This window comes from Methylophaga sp. UBA2496, assembly GCF_002341635.1.
In the GTDB taxonomy this organism is placed as follows: Bacteria; Pseudomonadota; Gammaproteobacteria; order Nitrosococcales; family Methylophagaceae; genus Methylophaga.
This window is the reverse complement of sequence record NZ_DDOK01000007.1, coordinates 123060-143985: the sequence shown is the minus strand read 5'-3', so window position 1 is coordinate 143985 and position 20926 is coordinate 123060. Positions and strand designations below refer to the sequence as shown.

The following is a 20926-nucleotide window of genomic DNA, read 5'->3' as shown; positions in this document are numbered from 1 at the left end:
CGTTTATATCTAACCGCACAGCCAAAAGGCTAACTCAACTAATCGGTTAGAGGGTTCCTAAATCAAATTTCATTTTCAACCAACCGTCATCTGTTTCAGTGGAAACGCTGTCTTGGGTTTGCAGTTGGTCAGCGTTTAATTTGCCGTTTTGTTTGATGAACTCAAAAACGGCATTTTGTCGTTCCATGGCCAGGGTTTGCAGCTGCGAATCCGAGACCGATTCGGCTTCGATCAGCTGTTTTTTGAGTTCGGCGTTATAGGCCAGCACATCTAGTTCGGCTTCAGACTGTTCTTCGTCGATGTTGGTCATTTGCTGCTGGATGGTTTGCAGATCGGGACTTAAGCCTGCCGCGGTATAGAGTTGTTCCAGTATTTTTTGACGTTGTGTTTCACGCTGATCATCTGAGCTTGCTTCACTCATCAGACTCTCAATACGTTGCTCAACTGCTGTTTCTTGCAGTGCCTGTTTATCCGCGGTTTCATCAAATGGCGCAGGTATTTGTAAGGCCAGTTGTGGGCGCTGCGATAAGGCATCAACCAATTTGAGCAGCTTTTCCTGTTCAGGTGGGGCAATATCACTGCGTCCGGCACGAAAGCGAATCGAATCAATGGGATCATCATCACTGCCAATCAAACTGCCGAGGAACCGGAAAGGTGCGGTGACAATATTTCTAATGGCGTTACCAATAGCCCCCCGAATCACCGGCCCGATGGCAAACTCAGGGTCATTTATATCACCACTGACGGGGATGTTGAGTTCGATTACGCCTTCACTGTTTTTGAGTAATGAAACGGCCAGATCCAAAGGCAAATCCATGGCATCGGGTGATTCCACTCGTTCCCCTAACCGAATATCACGGATGACAATGTTATTGGATGCCGATAGGTCGCTTTCCACAATTTCATAGCTAAGATCGATATCCGCTTTACCGTCGGCGATCTCCCGTCCGGCAAACTTAACGGTATAGGGCGTCATCGAGGGTAAATCCAGATTGCTGAACGCCAGCGTGATATTGGTCTGTCCGGTCACATTCAACGGATTCAGTGCACCATTGATTTCAACCAGACCAAATTCGTCCACCTGGCCTTCCAACTCAATATTGACAGGTTGCTTCGAGCTGGAAGAAAAGCCACTGATTTCGCCATTGAGTTTCTGCATATTGGCATCAAAAACAATGGGCAGGTTCTGATCGGTAAACTGCGAACTGGCATTATTAATCTTCACCCGACCCAGTGAAATGTCATAGCCGTTTGCGTCATCTGATTTTGCCGTATTGGCTTCAGCATTTTCACTTGCCGATTGCTCTTTTATCAGCAACGCCAGATTGGTGTCACCGTTTTCGTTGATTAATACCCGACTGTATAAGGCATCAACAATGACTTCTGAGATGGCCACGCGTTGCTCTGCAAGTGAAAAGTCCACTTTATTAACGGATAAACTGTCGAGGCTAAGCAGCTTTTCATTGAGTTTCTGGTTATCCAGTTGCAGATCTGCAAGTGTGAGATCGCCTTGTAAGGCGAAGGGTTCTTGTTGATCGCTAATCAAACTGGCGATTACGTCAATTTTGCCATCCAGAATGTCAATATGGGCGTATTCACTTAAATAGGCCTGGAGAGGCACCAGAGATAACTGATTTACATTCGCCTCGGCATTCACCGACACAGCAGGAAATAGCTGTAAATCGCCGCTAACCTCAATATCGCCGCCGGATTGCAGACCGATATTACTGGTAAATGGCATCTGTTGATCTTCTGCGAGACTGAAGTCCTGCATACTGGCAGACAACATCAAAGCCAGATTGGCAGGCGTAGCTGGCATTTGGTCTTCCACAGCCAGGGCAGTGTTATTGATTTCAATATTGGCAATATCCAGCTGCAAGGGCGGCTGATTAGTTTGCTCAGGTTCGTCTTGATCGGCTTTTGGCAATGAATCCATTAATTGCACCCAGTTGAGTTCGCCTTCTTTGTTTCGGCTTGCTGCCAGCTTGAAATCATCCAAGGCTATGTTTTCCATGCTGAGCTGATTTTCCGGATAGGCGTAATTGCTATTTGTGATAGCTAGCGTGCCACCTTTGAGTAACGCATCAGATTCTCCAGGCTGATGAATACTGAGTTCGGCCAATGCGAGGTCAATGGCGCTGAGATTTACTTTTGGCGTTTCATCCGCCAAATCAACATCGTAAGTCACTTGCAGATCCAGTCGGCCGCCATTCAGTTCAACGGGGATCTCTGCCTTAACATAGCGATAGGGCATCTGTAAGCTGAAATTATTCAGGCTCGCCTGACCTGACAACTGTAATGGTGACAAGCTCAAACCACCATTTACCGCCAGTTTGGCGTCATTTTCCAACTCGATCAGTAGATCTATGTCGGCAGTTTGTCCGGCCTCTGTTGAAAAATTTTCTAGCTGAATGGCAATAGGACTGAGCACAGTCTCAAACGCTTCATCAGGCTTTTCATCACGATAACGGAATGTGCCATTACTGTAACTAAACTGTCCAATTTGCAGCGTGAACGGTGAACCCGTCGGTTCAGCGGCTGGCTGATCGGTTTCCTCTGTCGCAGATTCGGAATCTTGTCCGGGCAGGTCAGCGATTAGCTGCAACCAGTCAAGTTCGCCCTCATTGTCTCGGGTCGCCGCCAGCTTGAAATCGACCACCGAAACTTCATCCAATATCAGTTGATTTTGCGGATAGCTATAACGTCCATTGCTGACCGTCAGCGTTCCCGCCTGCAATATCGCCTCTGCAGCTTCGGAAGGATGAATGCTGAAGTCTGCCAGATCGATATCAATCGCACTGATATCAACCTCTGCCGCTTCACCCGCCATATCAATATCATAGGCCAGTTGCAGATCCAGCCGACCTTCTTTGAATTCAAATGGCAGTTGCGCCTGCAGATAACGATAGGGTGTTTGCAGGCTGAAATTTTGCAGCTTAACCTGACCTGCCAGTTGTAACGGTGACAAGCTCAGATTTCCGTCTAATGTCAGCGTGGCGTTATTTTCCAGTTCAATCACCAGATCCTGGCTGGCGGTTTGTCCGGCCTCGGTAGAGAAATTTTCAAGATGAATATTGATTGGACTTAAGACCGTTTCAAAAGGCTCATTAGGAACCTCATCCCGGTAAAGAATTTTGCCATCAGTGTAGTTGAACGCCCCGATTTCCAGCGTGAATAATGAATCACCCTGCTCGCTGACTTCTTCTCGTTCGGCATCGTTTTCCGGCTCCGCCGTTGCCGCCCATTTATCGGCTAATCGGGTTAACGTATTGTCTGTATTGGTATACCGCCGGAAATTCAATTCGGTATTCGCCAGGCTGATATCCTCGATTCGCAGCGTGAGCCTGAATAATTGCAACGGTTGCAGATTGAGATAAAGCTTTTCCCATGCTGCCAGCGGTTCATCCTGCTCAGTGTTTAATTGCAGCTGACGGATTGTTGCTTCGAAGGTATAGGGATTAAATTGAATCTGTTCAACACTGGCATTCACACCAAGTCGTTGCTGCATGGTCTTCACCAGTTGCTTTTCTGCCTGCCAGGGCAACAAAAAGAAACCGATAAGGGTATAAAGCACGACGATACTCACTATGGAGATCAGCAAAAGGCGATATTGGCGGAGAACGGCTTTGACAGATTTCATAGCGATGGCTTATCTCAATAGTGGAGATAAGCCAGTTTACATAAATAATGCCGGGTAGCGTAACCGGCAGGCTGAATCGAGCTGCGACCTTCCCACTCAAAATCAAAATATCACAGCAAACCTGACCATAGAAACTGGAATAAATCCTTTCATCGATAAAATTTTCCTCCTATAATTCTGCGGCACTGCTTATTGCTGGAATTTTAATCGTCTCATCAATAACCGCATGGTTCAGTGCGTAACTCTTCAGATAGCTCAATTTCAAGGAACGAAAATGTTTAAACACATTGGATGGCTTTTACTCACCTCAGTGACGTTGACAGGGTGTTCGATAAAACAAACAGTGGAACCTGCTGAAATCCCCCAGGCAGCTGAACTTTGCATTATCGAAAACACCGATACACGTGAAGGGTTTCTAAAGGAATTTAAGTCCACACTGTCTTCCCGTGGCATTCAGCACCGAGTCGTCTCCGAGAGAAACGTGCCTGAAAGCTGTGAATGGACTGCCACTTATGTAGCTAAATGGACTTGGGATCTGGCGCTTTATATGTCATATGCAGAAATAAAGATTTTCCATAATGGCAATTTGGATGGCGAAGCCATTTATGACTCCACCCGTGGTGGCGGTAATATGGGCAAATTTATTGATGCTGAGCCTAAAATTCAGGAACTGGTCAACGAATTGATGCAGTTCGAATCCACTTCAGCCTTCCGCCTGTATTTCGGTTAACGGCTTCGTTGTTCGTCAATCAACGACAAACTCAGCAAGATGATTCAGATGCAACACGTTATGGATGACAAGATGATTTTGGTCACCGGTGGTGCAGGTTATATTGGCTCGCATACCTGTGTTGAGCTGGCCAACAGTGGCTATAAGCTGGTTGTTCTGGATAATCTGTCAAACTCATCCGCCAAAGTATTGCCCCGTATTGAAAGCATTATTCAGCAGAAAATAACCTTTGTGCAGGGCGATATTCGCCATCGTGAAACGCTGGAAGCGGTGTTTCGCCAATATAACATTGCCGCTGTCATTCACTTTGCCGGTCTGAAGACCTTAAATGAATCGGTTTCACAACCGATGTCGTATTACGATAACAACGTCAGTGGCACGATTACGCTGTGTAATGTGATGGCTGAGTTTGATTGTAAAACACTTATTTTCAGCTCATCAGCCACCGTTTATGCCGAAATATCCAACCAGCCGATCCGCGAGGATTTTCCGCTGGCGGCAAACAATCCTTATGGCCGCTCTAAATTAATTATTGAACAGATATTAACTGACCTGCATCGTGCTGATCCGGCCTGGTCTATTGCCCTGCTTCGCTATTTTAATCCGGTAGGAGCCCATTTCTCCGGTTTGATTGGCGAGCATTCCAATGCCACGTCGACCAACTTGATGCCCTGCCTTTCGCAAGTAGCTACAGGCAAGCGGGATAAGCTATTTATTTATGGAAATGATTATAAGACAAGGGATGGCACCGGAGTGCGTGATTACATTCATGTGGCCGATTTAGCAAAAGCTCATGTCAAAGCACTGATAAAAGCGCTCGACAGCTCGGACGTTTTGACCTTGAATATTGGTACAGGCCGTGGCTATTCGGTATTGGAAGTAATTGCCGCTTTTGAGAAGGTTTCTGGTCAGAAAATTCCATTTGAAATGGTGGCTCGCCGGGCCAAGGATCTGGCGCGTTGTGTTGCGGATCCCTCACTGGCCATCAAGACGTTGAACTGGAAAGCCGAGTTGGATATCAACAGAATGTGCGCCGACAGTTGGCACTGGCAGACGCACAATCCTGATGGATATGCGTAAACAGGTTCAGTATTAACTCGCGTATTTTCTGATTTTCTTATGCGGTGTATCAGAGGCCACTTTCTGCAATAAAATTTCATAGCCTGTGGCTTGCTTTAATGCCTTACTCAGCCATGCTGCAGAATCCTGTGCCACTTTATCAAGACTGGGATCCATATACATGGCTTGCAGTTTGGCTGCTGCAACGTCCAATAATGCCTGTTCGGTTCGCTGCTCATGGAAAATCGCTCTGGCAGCAAGCCTTTGAGCGTAAGCATCATTTGTTTCTAATAACTTGATATAGCTAATCACTTCGGCCGGTAAGTCGGTATCGGTTATCTTTACCGCAGCGAGTTTATTTTGCACAGCCTGGAATTGCACCAGATCTGTTTTGGCTTTGGAAGCATGACGTTTTAATTTGGCGTTTTCAGCCTTACTCGCCAGTAATTGCAATGTTGGCTGATATTTAGGGTTACCGCTATAGCCCAATGCTCTGACTTTATAAGACAAAACACCCAGCTCATCACGCTCAAAATATTTCTTCTCTTGAGCGGCCAGTAAATCTTTTTCCATACCATCAAACAGTAATGGATCAGAAAGCCCCGACCATTGCAGGCGTTCCAGCATCTGCTCTTTCTGTTCAACACTACCTGATTCGAGAATGTTGAGCTTATGTGCAATACGTTGCTCATCGGTTTCAAATGCTTGCAGCAATCCACTGAAAGCCAGAAAAGACGCGCCAATCACCCATTGTTTTAAATTCATTTTCTGTTTCCTTACGTTGTTAAAAGTTATTTCCATCGTTTAAAAATAAGTGAGGTATTGATTCCACCAAAAGCAAAGTTATTACTCATAATCACATCCGTCTCGATATGTCGTGGTTCGTGCATGATGTAATCCAGATCGCCACATGCCGGATCAACTTCATCCAGATTCGCCGTGGCATGAAACCAGTTTTCACGCATCATCTGAATCGCCACCCAGGACTCCAAAGCGCCACAGGCACCCAGCGTATGTCCAGTAAAACTTTTGAATGAGCTGATCGGCGTATTATTTCCAAAAACAGCGGCTGTCGCTGACGACTCAGCAATGTCACCGCGATCGGTTGCCGTGCCATGTGCACTGATATAACCAATTTCATCCGGGTTTACGTTTGCACAACTGAGCGCTAACCGCATGGCTTTTTCCATGGTCACGGCTGAAGGTTGTGTGACATGACTGCCATCTGAGTTGGTGCCAAATCCGACCAATTCAGCATATATAAAGGCATTGCGTGCTAAGGCATGCTCCAGATCTTCAAGAATCAAGGTGCAACCACCTTCACCGATCACCAGACCATCTCGCTGTTTATCAAACGGCCGGGGACTCAAATGGGGAGTGTCATTTTTAATACTGGTGGCGTACAACGTGTCAAACACAGCGGCTTCAGTAGCACATAAGGCTTCACATCCACCCGCCACCATAATGGTCTGATGACCATATTTAATGGCCTCATAGGCATAGCCTATGGCCTGGCTTCCAGAAGTACAGGCACTTGAGGTCGTCAAAACCCGGCCGCGTAATCCAAAATAAATACCAATATTAACCGGCGCGGTATGCGCCATCATTTTGATATAGGAGTTGGCATTGAGGCCATCGCTGGTATGGTTCAGCAACATGTTGCCAAAATCCGCAATCGCATCGGTATCACCAGCAGAAGAACCATAAGCCACGCCCACTTCCCCACTGCTGAGGATCTCATCATTCAACAAGCCAGCATCTTCAAAGGCCAATTCAGTGCTACGAACGGCCAACTGGGCGACACGGCCCATGCTGCGTAAATCTTTACGTTTGTAATGAGCAGGCATGACAAAGTTTTCAACTGGCGCACCTAATCGGGTATTTAGCTCGGTGTATTTATCCCATGCATCAATACGCTGAATACCGGTTTGCATATTTTGTAGCCGCGTTTTTATCGCAGACCAGTCATTGCCAATCGGGGAAAAACCGCTCATGCCCGTTACTACAACCCGCTTCATTAACACATACCGCCATTGACCGAAATCACCTGTCGGGTGATATACGCCGCTTCTTCGCTCATCAAAAAGCTCACTGTTCCAGCGACTTCAGCTACCGTGCCGACCCTCTGCATAGGGATCATTTTCATCGCTTCTTCCATATGAATATCTTCTGTCATTTCCGTATCAATCAATCCGGGCGCCACACAGTTCACGGTTATTTTGCGTTTGGCCAACTCAACGGCCAGTGCTTTACTTGCACCGATAATACCGGCTTTCGCCGCACTGTAATTGACCTGACCACGATTTCCGACCACTCCGGAAACTGATGATAAGGTGACGATTCTGCCAGGTTTTCTGCGGCGAATCATGGGCATGATAATCGGCTGCAACACATTATAAAAACCATCCAGATTGGTTCTGATCACCAGGTCCCATTCATCACCGGGTATCGCTGGAAAAGCGTTATCTCTGGCAATGCCGGCATTACACACCACACCATAATAAGCACCATGCTGTTCGACATCCTGTTCCAGGATTGACGCGGTTTGTTCGCGATCGGCAATATCAAATTGCAATACCCGAACCTGACGTCCCAGTGCAGTTATTTCGGCGGCGACGGCATCAGCTTGTGCTCTGTTGCTTCGACAATGCAGCACGATATCGTAACCTTGTCTGGCGAGACGCAGCGCTATCGCTTTACCGATCCCTCGGCTCGACCCGGTGACTAAAATGGTTTCACTCATCGAATAGCTTCCTCTAAAAACTGACTGGCATCGTCAGGTTGGTATACATTAAGATTCGCCGATGCAGCAATCTGATCTCCACGCAATTGGCCACGGAAAACATGCAGCCCATTTTCAGCCTGCATTTCACACTCCACCCGGATTGACAGGGTTTGGCCCATGGCAAACCAATCGGTGTTGCTCTGGTAACGTCGAGTACCCAGCAGAAAACCTAACTTGGGCGGTTGCGATTGTTGTCTTTGTTGTAAACCGGCATAAGCCGCAATGGCCTGGGCTAAATATTCCACACCAATCCAGGCGGGCACACCCTTTTCTTCGACAAACATGCTTTGCAAGTTAATATCCACTTCGGCTTCCAGCCATTGTTCACCGTAAGCCGTCACTCTCGTTAATAATGACATGCTGCCTGAATGTGGCACCAGATCGGCCACCTGATATGGTTCCATCATGGTGCGCGTTCCAGAATCAACGCAATATTATTACCGCCAAAGGCAAATGAATTGCTCAATACGTATTTATAAAATTTAGCGGGTTGATTTGCTGTGACTAAATTCAAATTAGGAATCGTCGGATCAGGCTCGCCATCCCAACGATGTATTGGGGCACTCCCTTGCTCATCTGCCAGCATCAGCCAACAAATAGCCGCCTCAATGGCACCAGCAGCCCCTAAGGTATGGCCGATGAAAGGTTTAGTGGAGCTGCATAACACGTTATTGCCGAATAGCTGATTGACCGCAATCGATTCCATCTGATCATTTAACGTCGTGGCAGTGCCATGCAAATTTATATAATCAATGTGTTTAGCCTCAAGCCCGGCATCTTCCATCGCCAGTCTCATGCAGCTTGCCGCCCCTTCGCCATTAGGTTCAGGCGCCGAAATATGGTGGGCATCGCTGCTTTCACCAATGCCTCGCAAAATCACACCTTGCCGCTGTCTGGAAAGCACAAACAACGCGGCTGCTTCACCAATATTGATGCCGTTACGGTTTTTACTGAATGGATTACATACTTCGGTGCTAACAGCTTCTAATGCAGAAAAGCCCTGAACAGTGAGTCGGCATAAGGTATCAACGCCACCCGCTATAACGACATCACAAACGCCTGCGGTGATCAGCCTTTTGCCGCTTGCAAGCGCCTTTGCTCCTGAAGAGCAGGCGGTAGAAATCGCGTAAACCGGTCCTTTGACACCCGTTAGCTCAGCAATAAACTGCGCCGGATTGCCCATCTCCTGGATATTGTAGTGATATTTGTCTGGCAAATTGCCGGACTCAACAGCGCTTCTGATTGCCGGTTCAGCATCGGCAATTCCGGAAGTGCTGGTGCCAATCACAATGCCAACGCGATCAGAACCAAAACGCGCAACAGCCTCTTCAACCTGTGATTTTATTTGCAGATAAGCCGCTAAGGCGAACTGGTTATTGCGACTTTGCCAGCGAGACGATGTTAATGGGTTAACCGGCAGGTCATCATGACAAATCCCCAGCGGCAATGGCGTCGCACCAAAAGAATCGTCGAGGGTGAGAAAGTTCGCATCCGACAACAGGTTTTGTTTCAGCGAGTCAGCACTGTTGCCAGCGGCGCATAACAAACCAACTGTATTAAGGAACACGTCGTTTTGCTTCACAACGCCCCCGTATCAAGCGATTGTATTACCACCAGGTAATGATCCTGAATATTTTTAATCAACACACTGTCTTCTTTATATTGAACATCCAGCTTTAAACGGTTGTTTTCTGATAACTGACGAGAGGTGTTATCCAGCGCCAAAAGCCAGCCATCAGGAGCGGAATAACGATTCATCAACGCCGCTTCGGGCCATAAGGCAAACTGCATCACCGCCATGATCTGTTCTGCCGGGATGGTGATATCCGTCATATTCTGTTGCAGAAATTCCGCGCCATCATAAGACATTTTCAGTACTGTCATACCGGTAGGCATCAATACCAGCACCTTAAACTTTTCCGCTTTGATATCCGTTACCAGCAGAAATTGCTGCTGTTTGCCACCGGCAACAAACGTCAATTTCTGCTGCAACAAAATTGACTCCGGTCCGGTTGCAGGTGATAGCAAAAACAAGTCCTGATGCGTATTCCATCTGAAGGGATTCAGGCTGCAACCGCTAATAAAAGCAGCGCTTAACAGTAAAAAGACAATTATATATTTCGGCATAGCTCTGCTAACGCCGTCAAACGCTTGGAATCTTTTACAAACGGATTTTTGATATCCCAGGCATAGCCAGCCAGAATTGAACTAATCATACGTTTTACCGGATCATTTTTCTGTGTGGTAAAAATGACATCCTGTAAACGGCCGTCATACCAGCCTTCAACGAATTCCCGGAATGTGTTCACCCCGTGTTGTAAAGGCCTGACAAACTGTTGCTGCCAATCAGGTGTACCGCCCTGCAATTGCTGGCTCAATACATCAACCGCCAGACTGGCAGATTTAAACGCGATGGTCACGCCCGATGAAAACACCGGGTCTAAAAACTCACCGGCATTGCCCAGCAACGCATAGCCCGGCCCGTACATTTGCGTCACATCGCAGGCATAACCGGTCATTGACCCTATTCGTGTATCAAAAGTAGCCGATGCCAGTAAATCGCTCATCCAGCCGGACTCAGCAATCAACTGTTTTAACTTCTCTTCATCCGTTCCTGGTAGCGCATCGATAAATGTTTTTGAGGCCACCACTCCAACCGAGGATCGGGCATTGCTGAATGGAATCAGCCAGTACCAGACATCACGATGCTGAGGATGCACAGTGATCAGAATTTTATTGCGATCGTAGTCCGGATCGCTGATGGCATCTTCTACATGGGTAAATAACGAGGTTCTGGGTTCAAAATTGGCCGCTTTCTCCAGATTAAGCAGTTTGGGTAATACGCGACCATACCCACTGCCATCAAGCACAAATTTAGCGTGAAACTGCTGAGTGAGTCCGGCTTCATCCACTACCTCAACTGCCGCCACACCAAGATTTTCGTCATAGTCAAACCGGGTGACTGACTGACCATAACGAATATCAACACCTTGTCTGGCCGCTTCGTCCGCCAGCACTTTATCAAAAATATCGCGCTGTACCTGAAAGGTAGTGCCCCAGCCTTCGGAAAATTTTTCGTTAAAATTAAAAAATTCATAACGCTCGCCGCAACTGAATGCAGCACCGTCTTTGAACTGAAAACCTGCAGCCTGAACGGCTTCGAGCATATCAGCCTGTTCGAGGAATGCCATGCTTTGTGGCAACAGACTTTCTCCTATTGAAAAACGGGGAAAATGTGATCGTTCCAGCACCAGAACGTTATAGCCCCGTTTATTCAGCAATGCCGAGGCGACTGCTCCCGAAGGTCCTGCGCCAATCACAATGACATCGAAAATCCCTTTTTGTGTAGCCACTTATTCAACTCCCTGAGAAGGCTGACGTAATAACGTCGTTAATATCCAAATCATCGCCAACCCCAAAAACACGGTCAGCCCAAAATGCTGCAACACAGGCGTTTGGCTGAGTGAAAGCAGACCAAACGCCAATAAACTGGTTATCACCGACAGAGTCACCGCCAGCCAGGTATTGGCGGCCTGCTGTGTTTCTGTCAGAAAAATCCCCATATCCAGCCCAATCCCAAGCACCAGGATCAACGCCATGATATGAAATAAATTAATTCCGGGAAGGCACAGCATCAGGATGCTGAGCGTGAATAATGATGCCAACATCGGCGGCATGATGATTCGCCAGGCGGCTAGTTTATATCGGGAAAACAAAATCACAAACAGCAACAGGTAAGCCAATGCAATCCAGATCATAATCTGCTGACGATAATCGGCCATCAAGCTGGAAATGGCCTCAACCTGATCGACCAGTACCAGCTCCGGGAAATGCTTTTTTAAACTTAACTGTTGTGCTAACTGCCTGGGCTGGCTCGCGGTAAGACTGACCATCGTGGCAAGGCCATTGTGATCTGTATGAATGATCTGCGAACTTAATATGCCACCTAATCCGTTGTTTGGAAGCTGTTCTGCTGTCAATCGATTGGCCAACCCATACTGCATCATCTCCATTGCTTGGGTCGCAGCGGCATCCGTCAGATTCAGCGTCGTAAATAGCTTTTTTAATTCAGCGTTATAAAGCGTTTCCACCAAATAGGCATTGCTTTCTTGTCTTTTCAAAGAAGGCAGGCGATCGGCCAATAAGCTGAACTGAACCAAATTGCCGTTATCAACCAGCTGACTCAGCCAGGGACGAATGGCTTCTTCCTGTTGCAGGCACTGCTCCAATTGATCGCAGGGAATCAATAAAAATTGTGTGCTGCTATTCAAGCCCAGACGCGTCTGAATTCGGGTTTCCTGCTCCAGCAAATGGGCAGGAGAGGTTTGCAGCAAACGGATGTCATCTTCCGTTTTCCCTGTCCAGATAATGGCGATTGCCATTATGGTGAGTATCGCGAGCCCATACTTGAACCCATTATTTTTAGCAAGCGCCGGGCAGGCTGCTTGCCACTGTTGCAATCGTTTGGCTGCACTCAACTCTTTGAGAGGGTCATTTTGGGTCAGCCTGGGCAACGCGATGACGACTGTCAGCCATGCCGCGATGAGTCCAACAGCAGAAAATACTGCCATTTGTCTTAGGCCCGGAAAAGGCGTCATGGCGATGGCAGCATAAGCCAGCACACTGGAAAACAGTCCTAAAAAAAGTCCTGGCATGATGCGTGGCAACACCAGCTGGTGGCGTTGTCTTTCACAGATAAAATGTAACGCGTAGTCAATTGCCACCCCAATCAGCCCGGCACCAAAAGCAAAAGTCACAATATGTACCCGTTCAAAAACCAGCATAACGACAGCTGTTGCTACCGCACAGCCCACTACAATCGGCAGTAATAAAACAGTGACCAGCCGCACACGGCGGAACACCCACAACATTAGGATAAGAATGCCTGCCAATGACCCCAGCCCGATAGTCGAGATTTCTTTTTCAGCCTGACGAGCACCGGCGTCAGCATGCACCAGCAACCCCGAAGGCAGCAGCTCTATATCCTGCTCACTAAAGCGAGTGGTCAATTCGTCGAAAACAGATAACACCGCCTGCTGAACGTTGATCGAAAAGGCATCACCCTTAAGCTGAATGATTAACAGGTTGGTAAAACCGTTATCTCCGGGGAGGCGTAAATAGCCTTGCTCATCCATTTCAATATTTATCAGAGGTGACTGGGCGCTACGCCAGGCTGATGATAAACCAAACGGATCGGCTTTCAGGTTTTGCCCGCCCATTTGCATCGGGCTGTAAATCATGCTCAAAGCACGTTTAGCAACAGCCTCCGTATTATTCTGCAACGCTAGTCGCATCTTTTCAGTTAGTAATACATAACGGTAGGCATCTGAAGCGTGCTGAGATTGTTCAATTTGCTGATCATCTATCTGCCACACAACAGAGTCGACTTCCGGGATCTGCTGATAGCGCTCTGCAATGGTTTGCGTGGCTTGTTGCAATTGCTGTTTGTCCTGCCCGGAAATCAGGATAATCAAGCGCTCTGCAAAACGTTGTCCCATTTGAGCCGAAGCTTCCCGAACCAGCGGCTGTTGCTGCGATTCCGGCAGCAAACTCATCATGCTGGTATCAATAGCGGGTTGTTTTGTCCACGCCAGACACAGCAGCGTTATCACCAGCAAACCCCAGACGATAGCGGCAACTTTCGACGCCAGTAGACGATAAATCATTGTTGCAGATTCAGGAAATCAATCCGGGTGATATCCCCGTTTTTTTCATGTAAAACCACTTTACGCATCAATGTATCGCCTGATAATTCCACCTGATTGATGGCTTGTTTGAGGGTTGGCTTTCTGGGCGTTAGTTTGACCTGCCAGTCGCGATTATTCTGATAATCGCCATTAGCAAAGAAATAATCAGATAAGGCATACCAGTCGGCCGTTAACACGGCAAAGAAGATTTCCGTGAGAACTTTCGTCGCAGGATCGTGATCGGCTTTCAGTGAGATCAAATCATCACCACCCTGACTGCTGGTGATACTGTCTGGCTTCATGATCAATTCATTTTCAATTGGTGTTAAGGTCTGCCAGCGAATGAATTCATTGCGTTGATAGTTAAAAACCCCGCTGGAAAGCAGTGTGATATCAAATTCTGCCAGATACTTTTCCTGTTTGAATTCGCCCTGCAACCGCTCTGGCGACTCGGTTAACTGCGTGAGCAATTCATAGGACAATTCGGCATGAACCGGTGATATGACAAACCACAGCAGTATTAACCAGCGTTTCATGGTTGCAACCCCAGCTTTTGAAATAAAATATCCGGCGAGACAAACAACATTTCTTCCGTTTGCATATCAACGGCCACCTGAACGGTATAGCCCTTTGTTAAACGTTGACCGGTCTGGGCATCTTCAATCAGATAATCAATTTTCAAGCGGTTTTCCCATTCGGTTAATCTGGCAATCACCCGGATCTTCTGCTGAAAGCGCAAAGGCTGCGCATAACGCACGCGTAAATCGATAACCGGCCAGCCAAAGCCTGATTCATGCATCTGCGGATAGTTATAGTCAATGGCATCCAATAAAGCGCAGCGGGCTATTTCAAAGTACTTCACATAGTGCCCGTGCCAGACAATCCGCATCACATCAACATCATGAAAGGGCACTTCAATTAACACTTCAGCTTGTCTCATTCAGATTTCCTGTTGCTGTCTATTTCGGCTGACCAGAATGGATAAAAATTGAACCACTGTAGCGGAGCTTTAAGACAATAATGCTGTAAACACTTCGCATATTGCTGCACCACATTATCAAGCTTTAACTGCCGCTCACGACGCGACCAGCTTAATTTTTCGGCAAATTGCTCAAGATAAATATGATAACCATCCGGATGTTTCAGGCAGAACATCAAAAACACCGGACAGCCAAGCAAGCCTGCAAGAATAAATCCACCCTGAGGCATTGGTGCTGAAGCCCCCAGAAAATCCACTTCGGAAACCCGCTGCTCCCCGGTGACCGGCGTGCGATCGCCCGCTATCACCAGAAACTCCCCGGCCTCAACTCGTTCAGACATCAACATGGCAAAAGCCGGCGACATTTCGGTGACTTGATACATCTCAACCTGCGCTTGTTGATTCACCTTCTGCATCAACGAATTAAATTTTTCAGCATGCCGGGTATAGACCAGCAAGGTTAATTTCAAATCCGGTTGTTGCCGTGCCAACGCATTACAGACTTCAGTATTGCCCAGATGCGAGACGATGATAATGCCGCCCTGTTTGTTCTCAATCGCCTGCTCAAATAAACCGTCAGTTTGAAATTGCACATCATTCAGGGTGATTTGCCCCATCCACACCAGAAACTTGTCGAGCAGCGTTTCCCCGAACATCAGAAAATGTTTGAACGACGATAGTGATTTTTGTGCCTGTAAACAGGATTGAACACGCGACAGATATTGCTGTGAAGCCTGCCTGGCAGGCTGATTTCGGAGATAGTAATAGGCTATCACCGGAAACAGAACGACCCGAAAGCCCCATCGCCCCAGCAATCGATAGATCAACAAAAGCAGCTTCATACCGAACACAGTGCCTGACTCGCTGATCCGGGACCAATGATGACGCTTAGTCATGGCATTTTTGCCATAAAAGCCGCGGTAAACGCCACAACATGCCAAAAAACAGGCGCGTATGCATGCCGGTAATGAGCACATTATCTTTCCACAGATTAAAATGCGACACACCATCAATCGGGTAATGCACTTTCGTAGGCAGGTTTTTTACCACACCTTTTTCCCAGACCCAGCGCACCATGATTTCCGGGTCAAACTCCATTCGATTTCCACATTTTTGTTCAGCCAATAACTGAACCAGTGGCGCAACAGGATAAACCCGATAGCCGCACATACTATCCTTGACCTGCAGCGACAGCGTATTAATCCAAATCCAGATATGGGTCAGATAACGACTGTAAAAACGCAGTTTTGGCACGGAGGCATCGTATTCCGGATAGCCTGTCACCAATGCCTGTGGGAACTGTTCAGCCGTGTTCATGAATAATTCAACATCCTCCAGATCATGCTGCCCATCTGCATCTACTTGCAAAGCATGAGTGCAACCTTGCTGATTCAGCCAGATCAGACCGGCCTTTACTGCAGCGCCTTTACCGCCATTCTGTGGCAGGCGTATTAAGGAAACGTCATCTGAATAATTTTGCTGCAGTTGAATTAATGTCTGTTCACAGGCAGCGTCACTGCCATCGTCCACCAGCAGGATGGGATACCTAAACACCAGGATAGCTTCGAGAATTTCACCAATCGCATGTTCATGGTTATAGACGGGTATCAATATGGCAGGTTTAAACGCCTGGGATGTTGTTGCATTATTCATAACAGATTCTGCCGCTAGAGTGAGTGCCCGCTTCGGATTGATAACTGAAAAACAGTTTTTGCTTTTCAGTGTCATAACGCAGGCTGATGGAAACCCGTTGAGCCGGCAGTAGTAATAATTGAAACTTTAACGCTTCGAGTTGTTTGAATTTTCCCTGCACCTGAAAATATTTTCTGCCGTAGAACTCCGCCCAATGTACCTGAACTACCCCGGGTAAAATCGGCTGTTGTGCAAAGTGCCCGTCGAAGTAGATCAACTGTTCCGGCAAACAGCAATTTAAGATGATTTCGTCCTCCTGGTTTTTCACGCTGAGGATCTCAGGCCATTTCACCGCGGGTTTGGCAAACAGTTCAACTAAATGGTGCTTTGGCAATTTGCCCTGCGAGTTGATCGGCATGGCTTGTACAAAACGCCACCGTCTGGGAATGACCACCGCTTCAAAATGTCTGCTTAACTGTTTTTTCAACGTAGTAATCAATGGTTTTCTGCCGACCTCATGCAGCAACGCATTTCCGGCATCGCTGAGCACAATCACAGCGGCCATTTCTATTCTATGACGCGCCAGGGTTAAAACTTGAGCTTGTTCAACCAGGCGTGAAGCTTGTAACAGCGCATTCATTTCATTGAGCGACACTCGCTTACCTTCCACCTTCACTATCTGATCTTTTCTGCCTTGCAGGCTAAAATGACCCTGCGGGGAAAACTCGACCTGATCGGCAAGGTTGACTTGTGTAGCATCATGGCAGAACAACACGTTTAAACTCCCGTCATTCGCTTTGCTCAATTCAACATGAGCCAACGGCTGCCACAAAGAGGATTCATCATCAGATTGCTGGCGACGCCATGCCAATGCGCCAGTCTCAGAACTGCCATAAATTTCAGTGACAGGCGCCTGCAGCAAACCTGCAACATTGAGACTATTGTCCAAACTAAGCGGCGCTGTTGACGAAAAGACCTCACTGCATTTCGGCTGAACCAAGTGCCAATCCTGAAGACGATTCATCCGTCCCAAATGCGAGGGGCTGGAAACTAAACTGAAACTGGAATGCTGCTCAACCAGCGCAATTAAATCTTCCGGATACTGGCTCAGCCGGGCTGTGAACGCCTGCTGATAACAGAATGGTCTGAACAGACGAAAGGTCAGTCCATATAAATGCTGATGGGAAACCGTGGTGGCTACGATGGCAGCGGGTGATTCCGGCATCAGTACATCCAACGCTGCAAGTTCATCTTCAAGTTGCTGCATCGTCTTACTGATGGCTTTGGGCAAGCCAGTAGTGCCTGAGGTATAGACTTCAATAGCCGGATGATCTGCAGCAATGATCTGCCAATTTATTTGCTGCTTAATCGCTGCACTTTCAGCCTGCGGAAGTACCGAATCAATATCAAACTCACCGATAAAACCATCAACCTCTGTGGTGAGTCGTACCACTGTGTCAGGTAAGTTATCCCCGGTCAGACAGGCTGTTCTGCCAAGCTGCCATAACGCACAGATAATGGCCAGACATTCAGCTGCATCGTGATGAAACACCGCCCAACGTTGTCCCCCCTGGTTCTCCAATACGGCCACCCAGCTGACAACACGCTGCTCAAATGCCATTGCATTGATTTGCTGGTTGCCGGATAGCGCTACCAGACTCTCTGCCGAACGCTGCCACCATGTTGATAAGGGTGTTAATACTGGCATGTTAAGCCGCTTTTACCCGTTGTCTGACCAGCCATTCGCCCAGCATCAGGCCACCGATCAGAAAATATGCCACCACACCGTTATACCAAAGCCATAAAGCATCATCTGCCAGTAGCACGGTTATCAATGCCAGCGTGGCATTGAAGGCAAAGAACAGGCACCATATCTGCGTGACCTTGCGGGTATAAAGAACGGCCTTCTCTGGCAACTCCGGTTCACGAATTCTCGCCAGTCTTTCGACAACACTCATCTCCGTGAGCAGGCTTGAGGCAAACAGAAATAACAGGCTCAAGTTGATAATGACGGGATAGAGTTTCAGGCCATTTTTTTCACCCAGCCACCACACGACAGCACCAATAACAATAACGGCCAGACACAAAAAATAGCGTTCCTGAGCGGATGAAGCTGTTATCCAACGCAATACCAGCAAGCCTGCCAGCATCGTGAGTAACCAACCATAGGCATCATGCTGTATCCCCCAATAAACAATAAAGGGATACAGAATAGATAAGAGTATTAAACTGGCTTTTACCATTGAGTTCATTAAGCCGAATGGAGCAACTTCTCAACCTGTTCAACGATGTCCTGCACAGTTCTGACGGCTTTAAAATCATCTGGCTGAATTTTTTTCCTGGTCATTTTTCGCAGTTCGATCACCAGATCAACCGCATCAATACTATCAATATCCAAATCCTCATATAGATTGGATTCAGGCGAGATATCGTTAGCATCAATCTCAAACAACTCTTCAAATACGGCCACTATCTTGTTGTAGATTTCTTCCTGACTCTTCATGGCGTTCACTTATTTAGTTCGGTGGGATTCAACCAGCTTGGCTAACGCATTAACACTGGCAAAATATTGGCGGGTTTCTTCGGAATCGGCTTTTAACTTGATGCCGTATTGCTTCTGTAAGGCCAGGCCAATTTCTAAGGCATCAATAGAGTCTAATCCCAAGCCATCTACAAACAGCGGGGCATCATCTTCAATGTCTTCCAGTTCAATATCTTCAAGATCAAGACTGTCGATAATCATTTGTTTTATTTCACGATTAAGATCACTCATGTAATCCAATTTCCTTATTAAAAAAACCGGTTAAATCGGCTGTCAGATTTCTGGCTGCCATGGCAGGTTTCACATTATCTATATAGGTTGCTATCGGCATAGGCGGCTCGATCCTGATAACAAAATGTGGCCGTTGTTGAGGGATGCGATACCACGGCTCACCTTTAGTCAATGTCAGGGGCTGACAATCAATGATGACCGGTGTCACATCCACTTTTGTACGAACGGCCACGTTGGCAGCACCGCGTTTCAGGCTGAGTCGTTGTCCGGGTTTGGAACGGGTACCTTCAGGGAAAATAATCAGTGCATCCCCTCTGTCAAAAGCCTGCTGGGCGGCTTCAATGACCACATCAACTGAATCATCATTGAGAATATAACCCGCAGCTTTAACGGGACCGTATGTAAACGGGTTGCGTAACAAGGCCTTTTTTACGACACAGTTGGCATTGGGCACCAGCGAAATCAGAAAAATCACATCAATTAAAGACGGATGATTGGCCAGTATCAATTTAGCGCCCTGGAGCTTATCGCGACCATGCACCTGATAACTGAGCACCCCAAGCAGCTTCATTAAGCCGATATAACATCGAAATACATGATGAATACATGCCTTACCGCGACGCTGCTTTTGCACCGATGTACCCGGCAATACCATCAGAATCGGCGCCAACAGCAATGAAATAAATACGCTGCCCAGCCCAAATAAAAAGAAACTTAATGCTGTGGCAAATAAACGCCAGCTGCGGTCAAGAAATGCTGTCATTGTCTGGCATCCACCGCCAAGTGCCAATTTGCCTGATTAACGTTCATCATCAGGCTGCCTTTTTCATCCATCAATACCTTGATGAATTGAAATATCTCCTGATAAGTACTGAGCTCAGAACACGCTTGTGTCGTTGGCTGTAAAGTTAAATTTGCCTTAGCATCATCAGAACGACTCACCACGAAGGCTAATGCCAGTGGAAATGGCACACTCAGCTCATAGGGCTGATACAGGGCGGGTAACGGAATATCATAAACAACACAGAAAACACGCTCATGTCTCTCAAGTTGTGCGGCAGCCTCAAACAAGGTTTGCAATAGCAGACCATTCATTGCTGAAATGGCCGTTATCGGTGATTTATCTTTGCGGGCAATGGAAATGATTCCGGCCACCGCGTTATGCACGGCTAAACTGAAACCTGTGGGTGAAATCGGCTGATCCCTGGCGATTTCTTCAAGTAACGACAACGTTAAACCGGTATCACCATGCCGTGACGCAAAAATACCCGGCATAGATTGGTTTTCTGCCAACACATTCAACGTGGAGGCTGCGGCATATTTACCCAGCGTGGTAAAACGCCGACGCAGCAAAGCCGGTATCTGTTTTAAAGCCGGAGAAGTTTCTGCAGGGCCATCATCTGATGAGCTATCAAACCATGCTTGCCATGACGCTTTAGTATCCAGTCCCGGAGCCAATGCTGACCAGGTTTCCAGATTAAGGCTTACCACTGCATACACTCATTAACTGTCATTTTCAGGGCTCCAAGATCCATCTCGGCTCTTTTAGTTTAAATCATCGAACGAGGGATTTTACTTTGCCAAGGTGTTTATGCAAGTCTAATCTGCCATTGAGCACCCAACCCGACTCGCCTATACTTG

The 20926-nt window shown here is 47.3% G+C and carries 21 protein-coding genes; 2 read left to right on the top strand and 19 right to left on the bottom strand.

Annotation, left to right across the window (positions count from 1 at the left end; all coding sequences use genetic code 11):
* Nucleotides 1-46 precede the first annotated feature (46 nt).
* Nucleotides 47-3640, bottom strand: coding sequence for a DUF748 domain-containing protein (locus B2W60_RS10540; RefSeq protein WP_292360775.1), 3594 nt, complete (start codon nt 3638-3640; stop codon nt 47-49).
* 274 nt (nt 3641-3914) lie between these two features.
* Here B2W60_RS10540 and B2W60_RS10535 point away from each other — a divergent pair, with 274 nt between their 5' ends.
* Together B2W60_RS10535 and galE are read left to right on the top strand one after the other, a co-directional pair.
* Nucleotides 3915-4370 (top strand): Sbal_3080 family lipoprotein, encoded by a 456-nt coding sequence (locus B2W60_RS10535; protein WP_292360777.1) that lies wholly within the window; start codon nt 3915-3917, stop codon nt 4368-4370.
* A 48-nt stretch (nt 4371-4418) separates the two neighbouring features.
* Entirely contained in the window at nt 4419-5450 is a 1032-nt protein-coding gene (galE, locus tag B2W60_RS10530; protein WP_292360779.1) for a UDP-glucose 4-epimerase GalE, read from the top strand.
* Nucleotides 5451-5462: 12 nt separating this feature from the next.
* Here the strand turns inward: galE and B2W60_RS10525 are convergent, their stop codons facing one another.
* Genes B2W60_RS10525 through B2W60_RS10440 form a run of 18 tightly spaced genes read right to left on the bottom strand, consistent with a single transcriptional unit; the run spans nt 5463 to nt 20776 of the window.
* A complete protein-coding gene (locus tag B2W60_RS10525) occupies nt 5463-6194 on the bottom strand; it encodes a hypothetical protein (protein WP_292360781.1) in 732 nt (243 codons plus the stop codon).
* Between the two features lie 26 nt (nt 6195-6220).
* A complete protein-coding gene (locus B2W60_RS10520; RefSeq protein WP_292360782.1) occupies nt 6221-7447 on the bottom strand; it encodes a beta-ketoacyl-ACP synthase in 1227 nt (408 codons plus the stop codon).
* Nucleotides 7447-8172 (bottom strand): 3-ketoacyl-ACP reductase FabG2, encoded by a 726-nt coding sequence (locus B2W60_RS10515; protein WP_292360783.1) that lies wholly within the window; start codon nt 8170-8172, stop codon nt 7447-7449. Before B2W60_RS10515 ends, B2W60_RS10520 begins: the two co-directional genes overlap by 1 nt.
* Entirely contained in the window at nt 8169-8621 is a 453-nt protein-coding gene (locus B2W60_RS10510) for a hypothetical protein (RefSeq protein ID WP_292360784.1), read from the bottom strand. The genes B2W60_RS10515 and B2W60_RS10510 overlap by 4 nt, the downstream gene beginning before the upstream one ends.
* Complete coding sequence (locus B2W60_RS10505; protein ID WP_292360785.1) at nt 8618-9796, bottom strand: beta-ketoacyl-ACP synthase; 1179 nt, start codon at nt 9794-9796, stop codon at nt 8618-8620. Before B2W60_RS10505 ends, B2W60_RS10510 begins: the two co-directional genes overlap by 4 nt.
* Entirely contained in the window at nt 9793-10341 is a 549-nt protein-coding gene (locus B2W60_RS10500) for a DUF3261 domain-containing protein (protein WP_292360787.1), read from the bottom strand. The genes B2W60_RS10505 and B2W60_RS10500 overlap by 4 nt, the downstream gene beginning before the upstream one ends.
* Nucleotides 10326-11567, bottom strand: coding sequence for an NAD(P)/FAD-dependent oxidoreductase (locus tag B2W60_RS10495; protein ID WP_292360789.1), 1242 nt, complete (start codon nt 11565-11567; stop codon nt 10326-10328). Before B2W60_RS10495 ends, B2W60_RS10500 begins: the two co-directional genes overlap by 16 nt.
* A complete protein-coding gene (locus tag B2W60_RS10490) occupies nt 11568-13880 on the bottom strand; it encodes an MMPL family transporter (RefSeq protein WP_292360791.1) in 2313 nt (770 codons plus the stop codon).
* Complete coding sequence (locus tag B2W60_RS10485) at nt 13877-14437, bottom strand: outer membrane lipoprotein carrier protein LolA (protein ID WP_292360793.1); 561 nt, start codon at nt 14435-14437, stop codon at nt 13877-13879. Before B2W60_RS10485 ends, B2W60_RS10490 begins: the two co-directional genes overlap by 4 nt.
* On the bottom strand, nt 14434-14841 hold the full coding sequence (locus B2W60_RS10480) for an acyl-CoA thioesterase (RefSeq protein ID WP_292360795.1): 408 nt from the start codon (nt 14839-14841) through the stop codon (nt 14434-14436). Before B2W60_RS10480 ends, B2W60_RS10485 begins: the two co-directional genes overlap by 4 nt.
* On the bottom strand, nt 14838-15776 hold the full coding sequence (locus B2W60_RS10475; protein ID WP_292360797.1) for a hypothetical protein: 939 nt from the start codon (nt 15774-15776) through the stop codon (nt 14838-14840). Before B2W60_RS10475 ends, B2W60_RS10480 begins: the two co-directional genes overlap by 4 nt.
* The gene (locus B2W60_RS10470; RefSeq protein WP_292360799.1) at nt 15769-16533 is read right to left on the bottom strand and encodes a glycosyltransferase family 2 protein; all 765 of its coding nucleotides are present in this window, start codon (nt 16531-16533) and stop codon (nt 15769-15771) included. The genes B2W60_RS10475 and B2W60_RS10470 overlap by 8 nt, the downstream gene beginning before the upstream one ends.
* Nucleotides 16526-18220 carry an AMP-binding protein gene (locus tag B2W60_RS10465; protein ID WP_292360801.1) on the bottom strand — a complete coding sequence of 565 codons (1695 nt, stop codon included), beginning with the start codon at nt 18218-18220 and terminating at the stop codon, nt 16526-16528. The genes B2W60_RS10470 and B2W60_RS10465 overlap by 8 nt, the downstream gene beginning before the upstream one ends.
* A gap of 1 nt (nt 18221) precedes the next feature.
* On the bottom strand, nt 18222-18755 hold the full coding sequence (locus B2W60_RS10460; RefSeq protein WP_292360803.1) for a hypothetical protein: 534 nt from the start codon (nt 18753-18755) through the stop codon (nt 18222-18224).
* 8 nt (nt 18756-18763) lie between these two features.
* Nucleotides 18764-19015, bottom strand: a complete 252-nt coding sequence (locus B2W60_RS10455) for an acyl carrier protein (RefSeq protein WP_292360805.1) — start codon at nt 19013-19015, stop codon at nt 18764-18766.
* A gap of 9 nt (nt 19016-19024) precedes the next feature.
* Nucleotides 19025-19285 carry a phosphopantetheine-binding protein gene (locus tag B2W60_RS10450; protein ID WP_292360807.1) on the bottom strand — a complete coding sequence of 87 codons (261 nt, stop codon included), beginning with the start codon at nt 19283-19285 and terminating at the stop codon, nt 19025-19027.
* Nucleotides 19278-20048, bottom strand: a complete 771-nt coding sequence (locus B2W60_RS10445) for a lysophospholipid acyltransferase family protein (protein WP_292360809.1) — start codon at nt 20046-20048, stop codon at nt 19278-19280. Before B2W60_RS10445 ends, B2W60_RS10450 begins: the two co-directional genes overlap by 8 nt.
* Nucleotides 20045-20776 (bottom strand): beta-ketoacyl synthase chain length factor, encoded by a 732-nt coding sequence (locus tag B2W60_RS10440; protein WP_292360811.1) that lies wholly within the window; start codon nt 20774-20776, stop codon nt 20045-20047. The genes B2W60_RS10445 and B2W60_RS10440 overlap by 4 nt, the downstream gene beginning before the upstream one ends.
* Between the last annotated feature and the right edge of the window lie 150 nt (nt 20777-20926).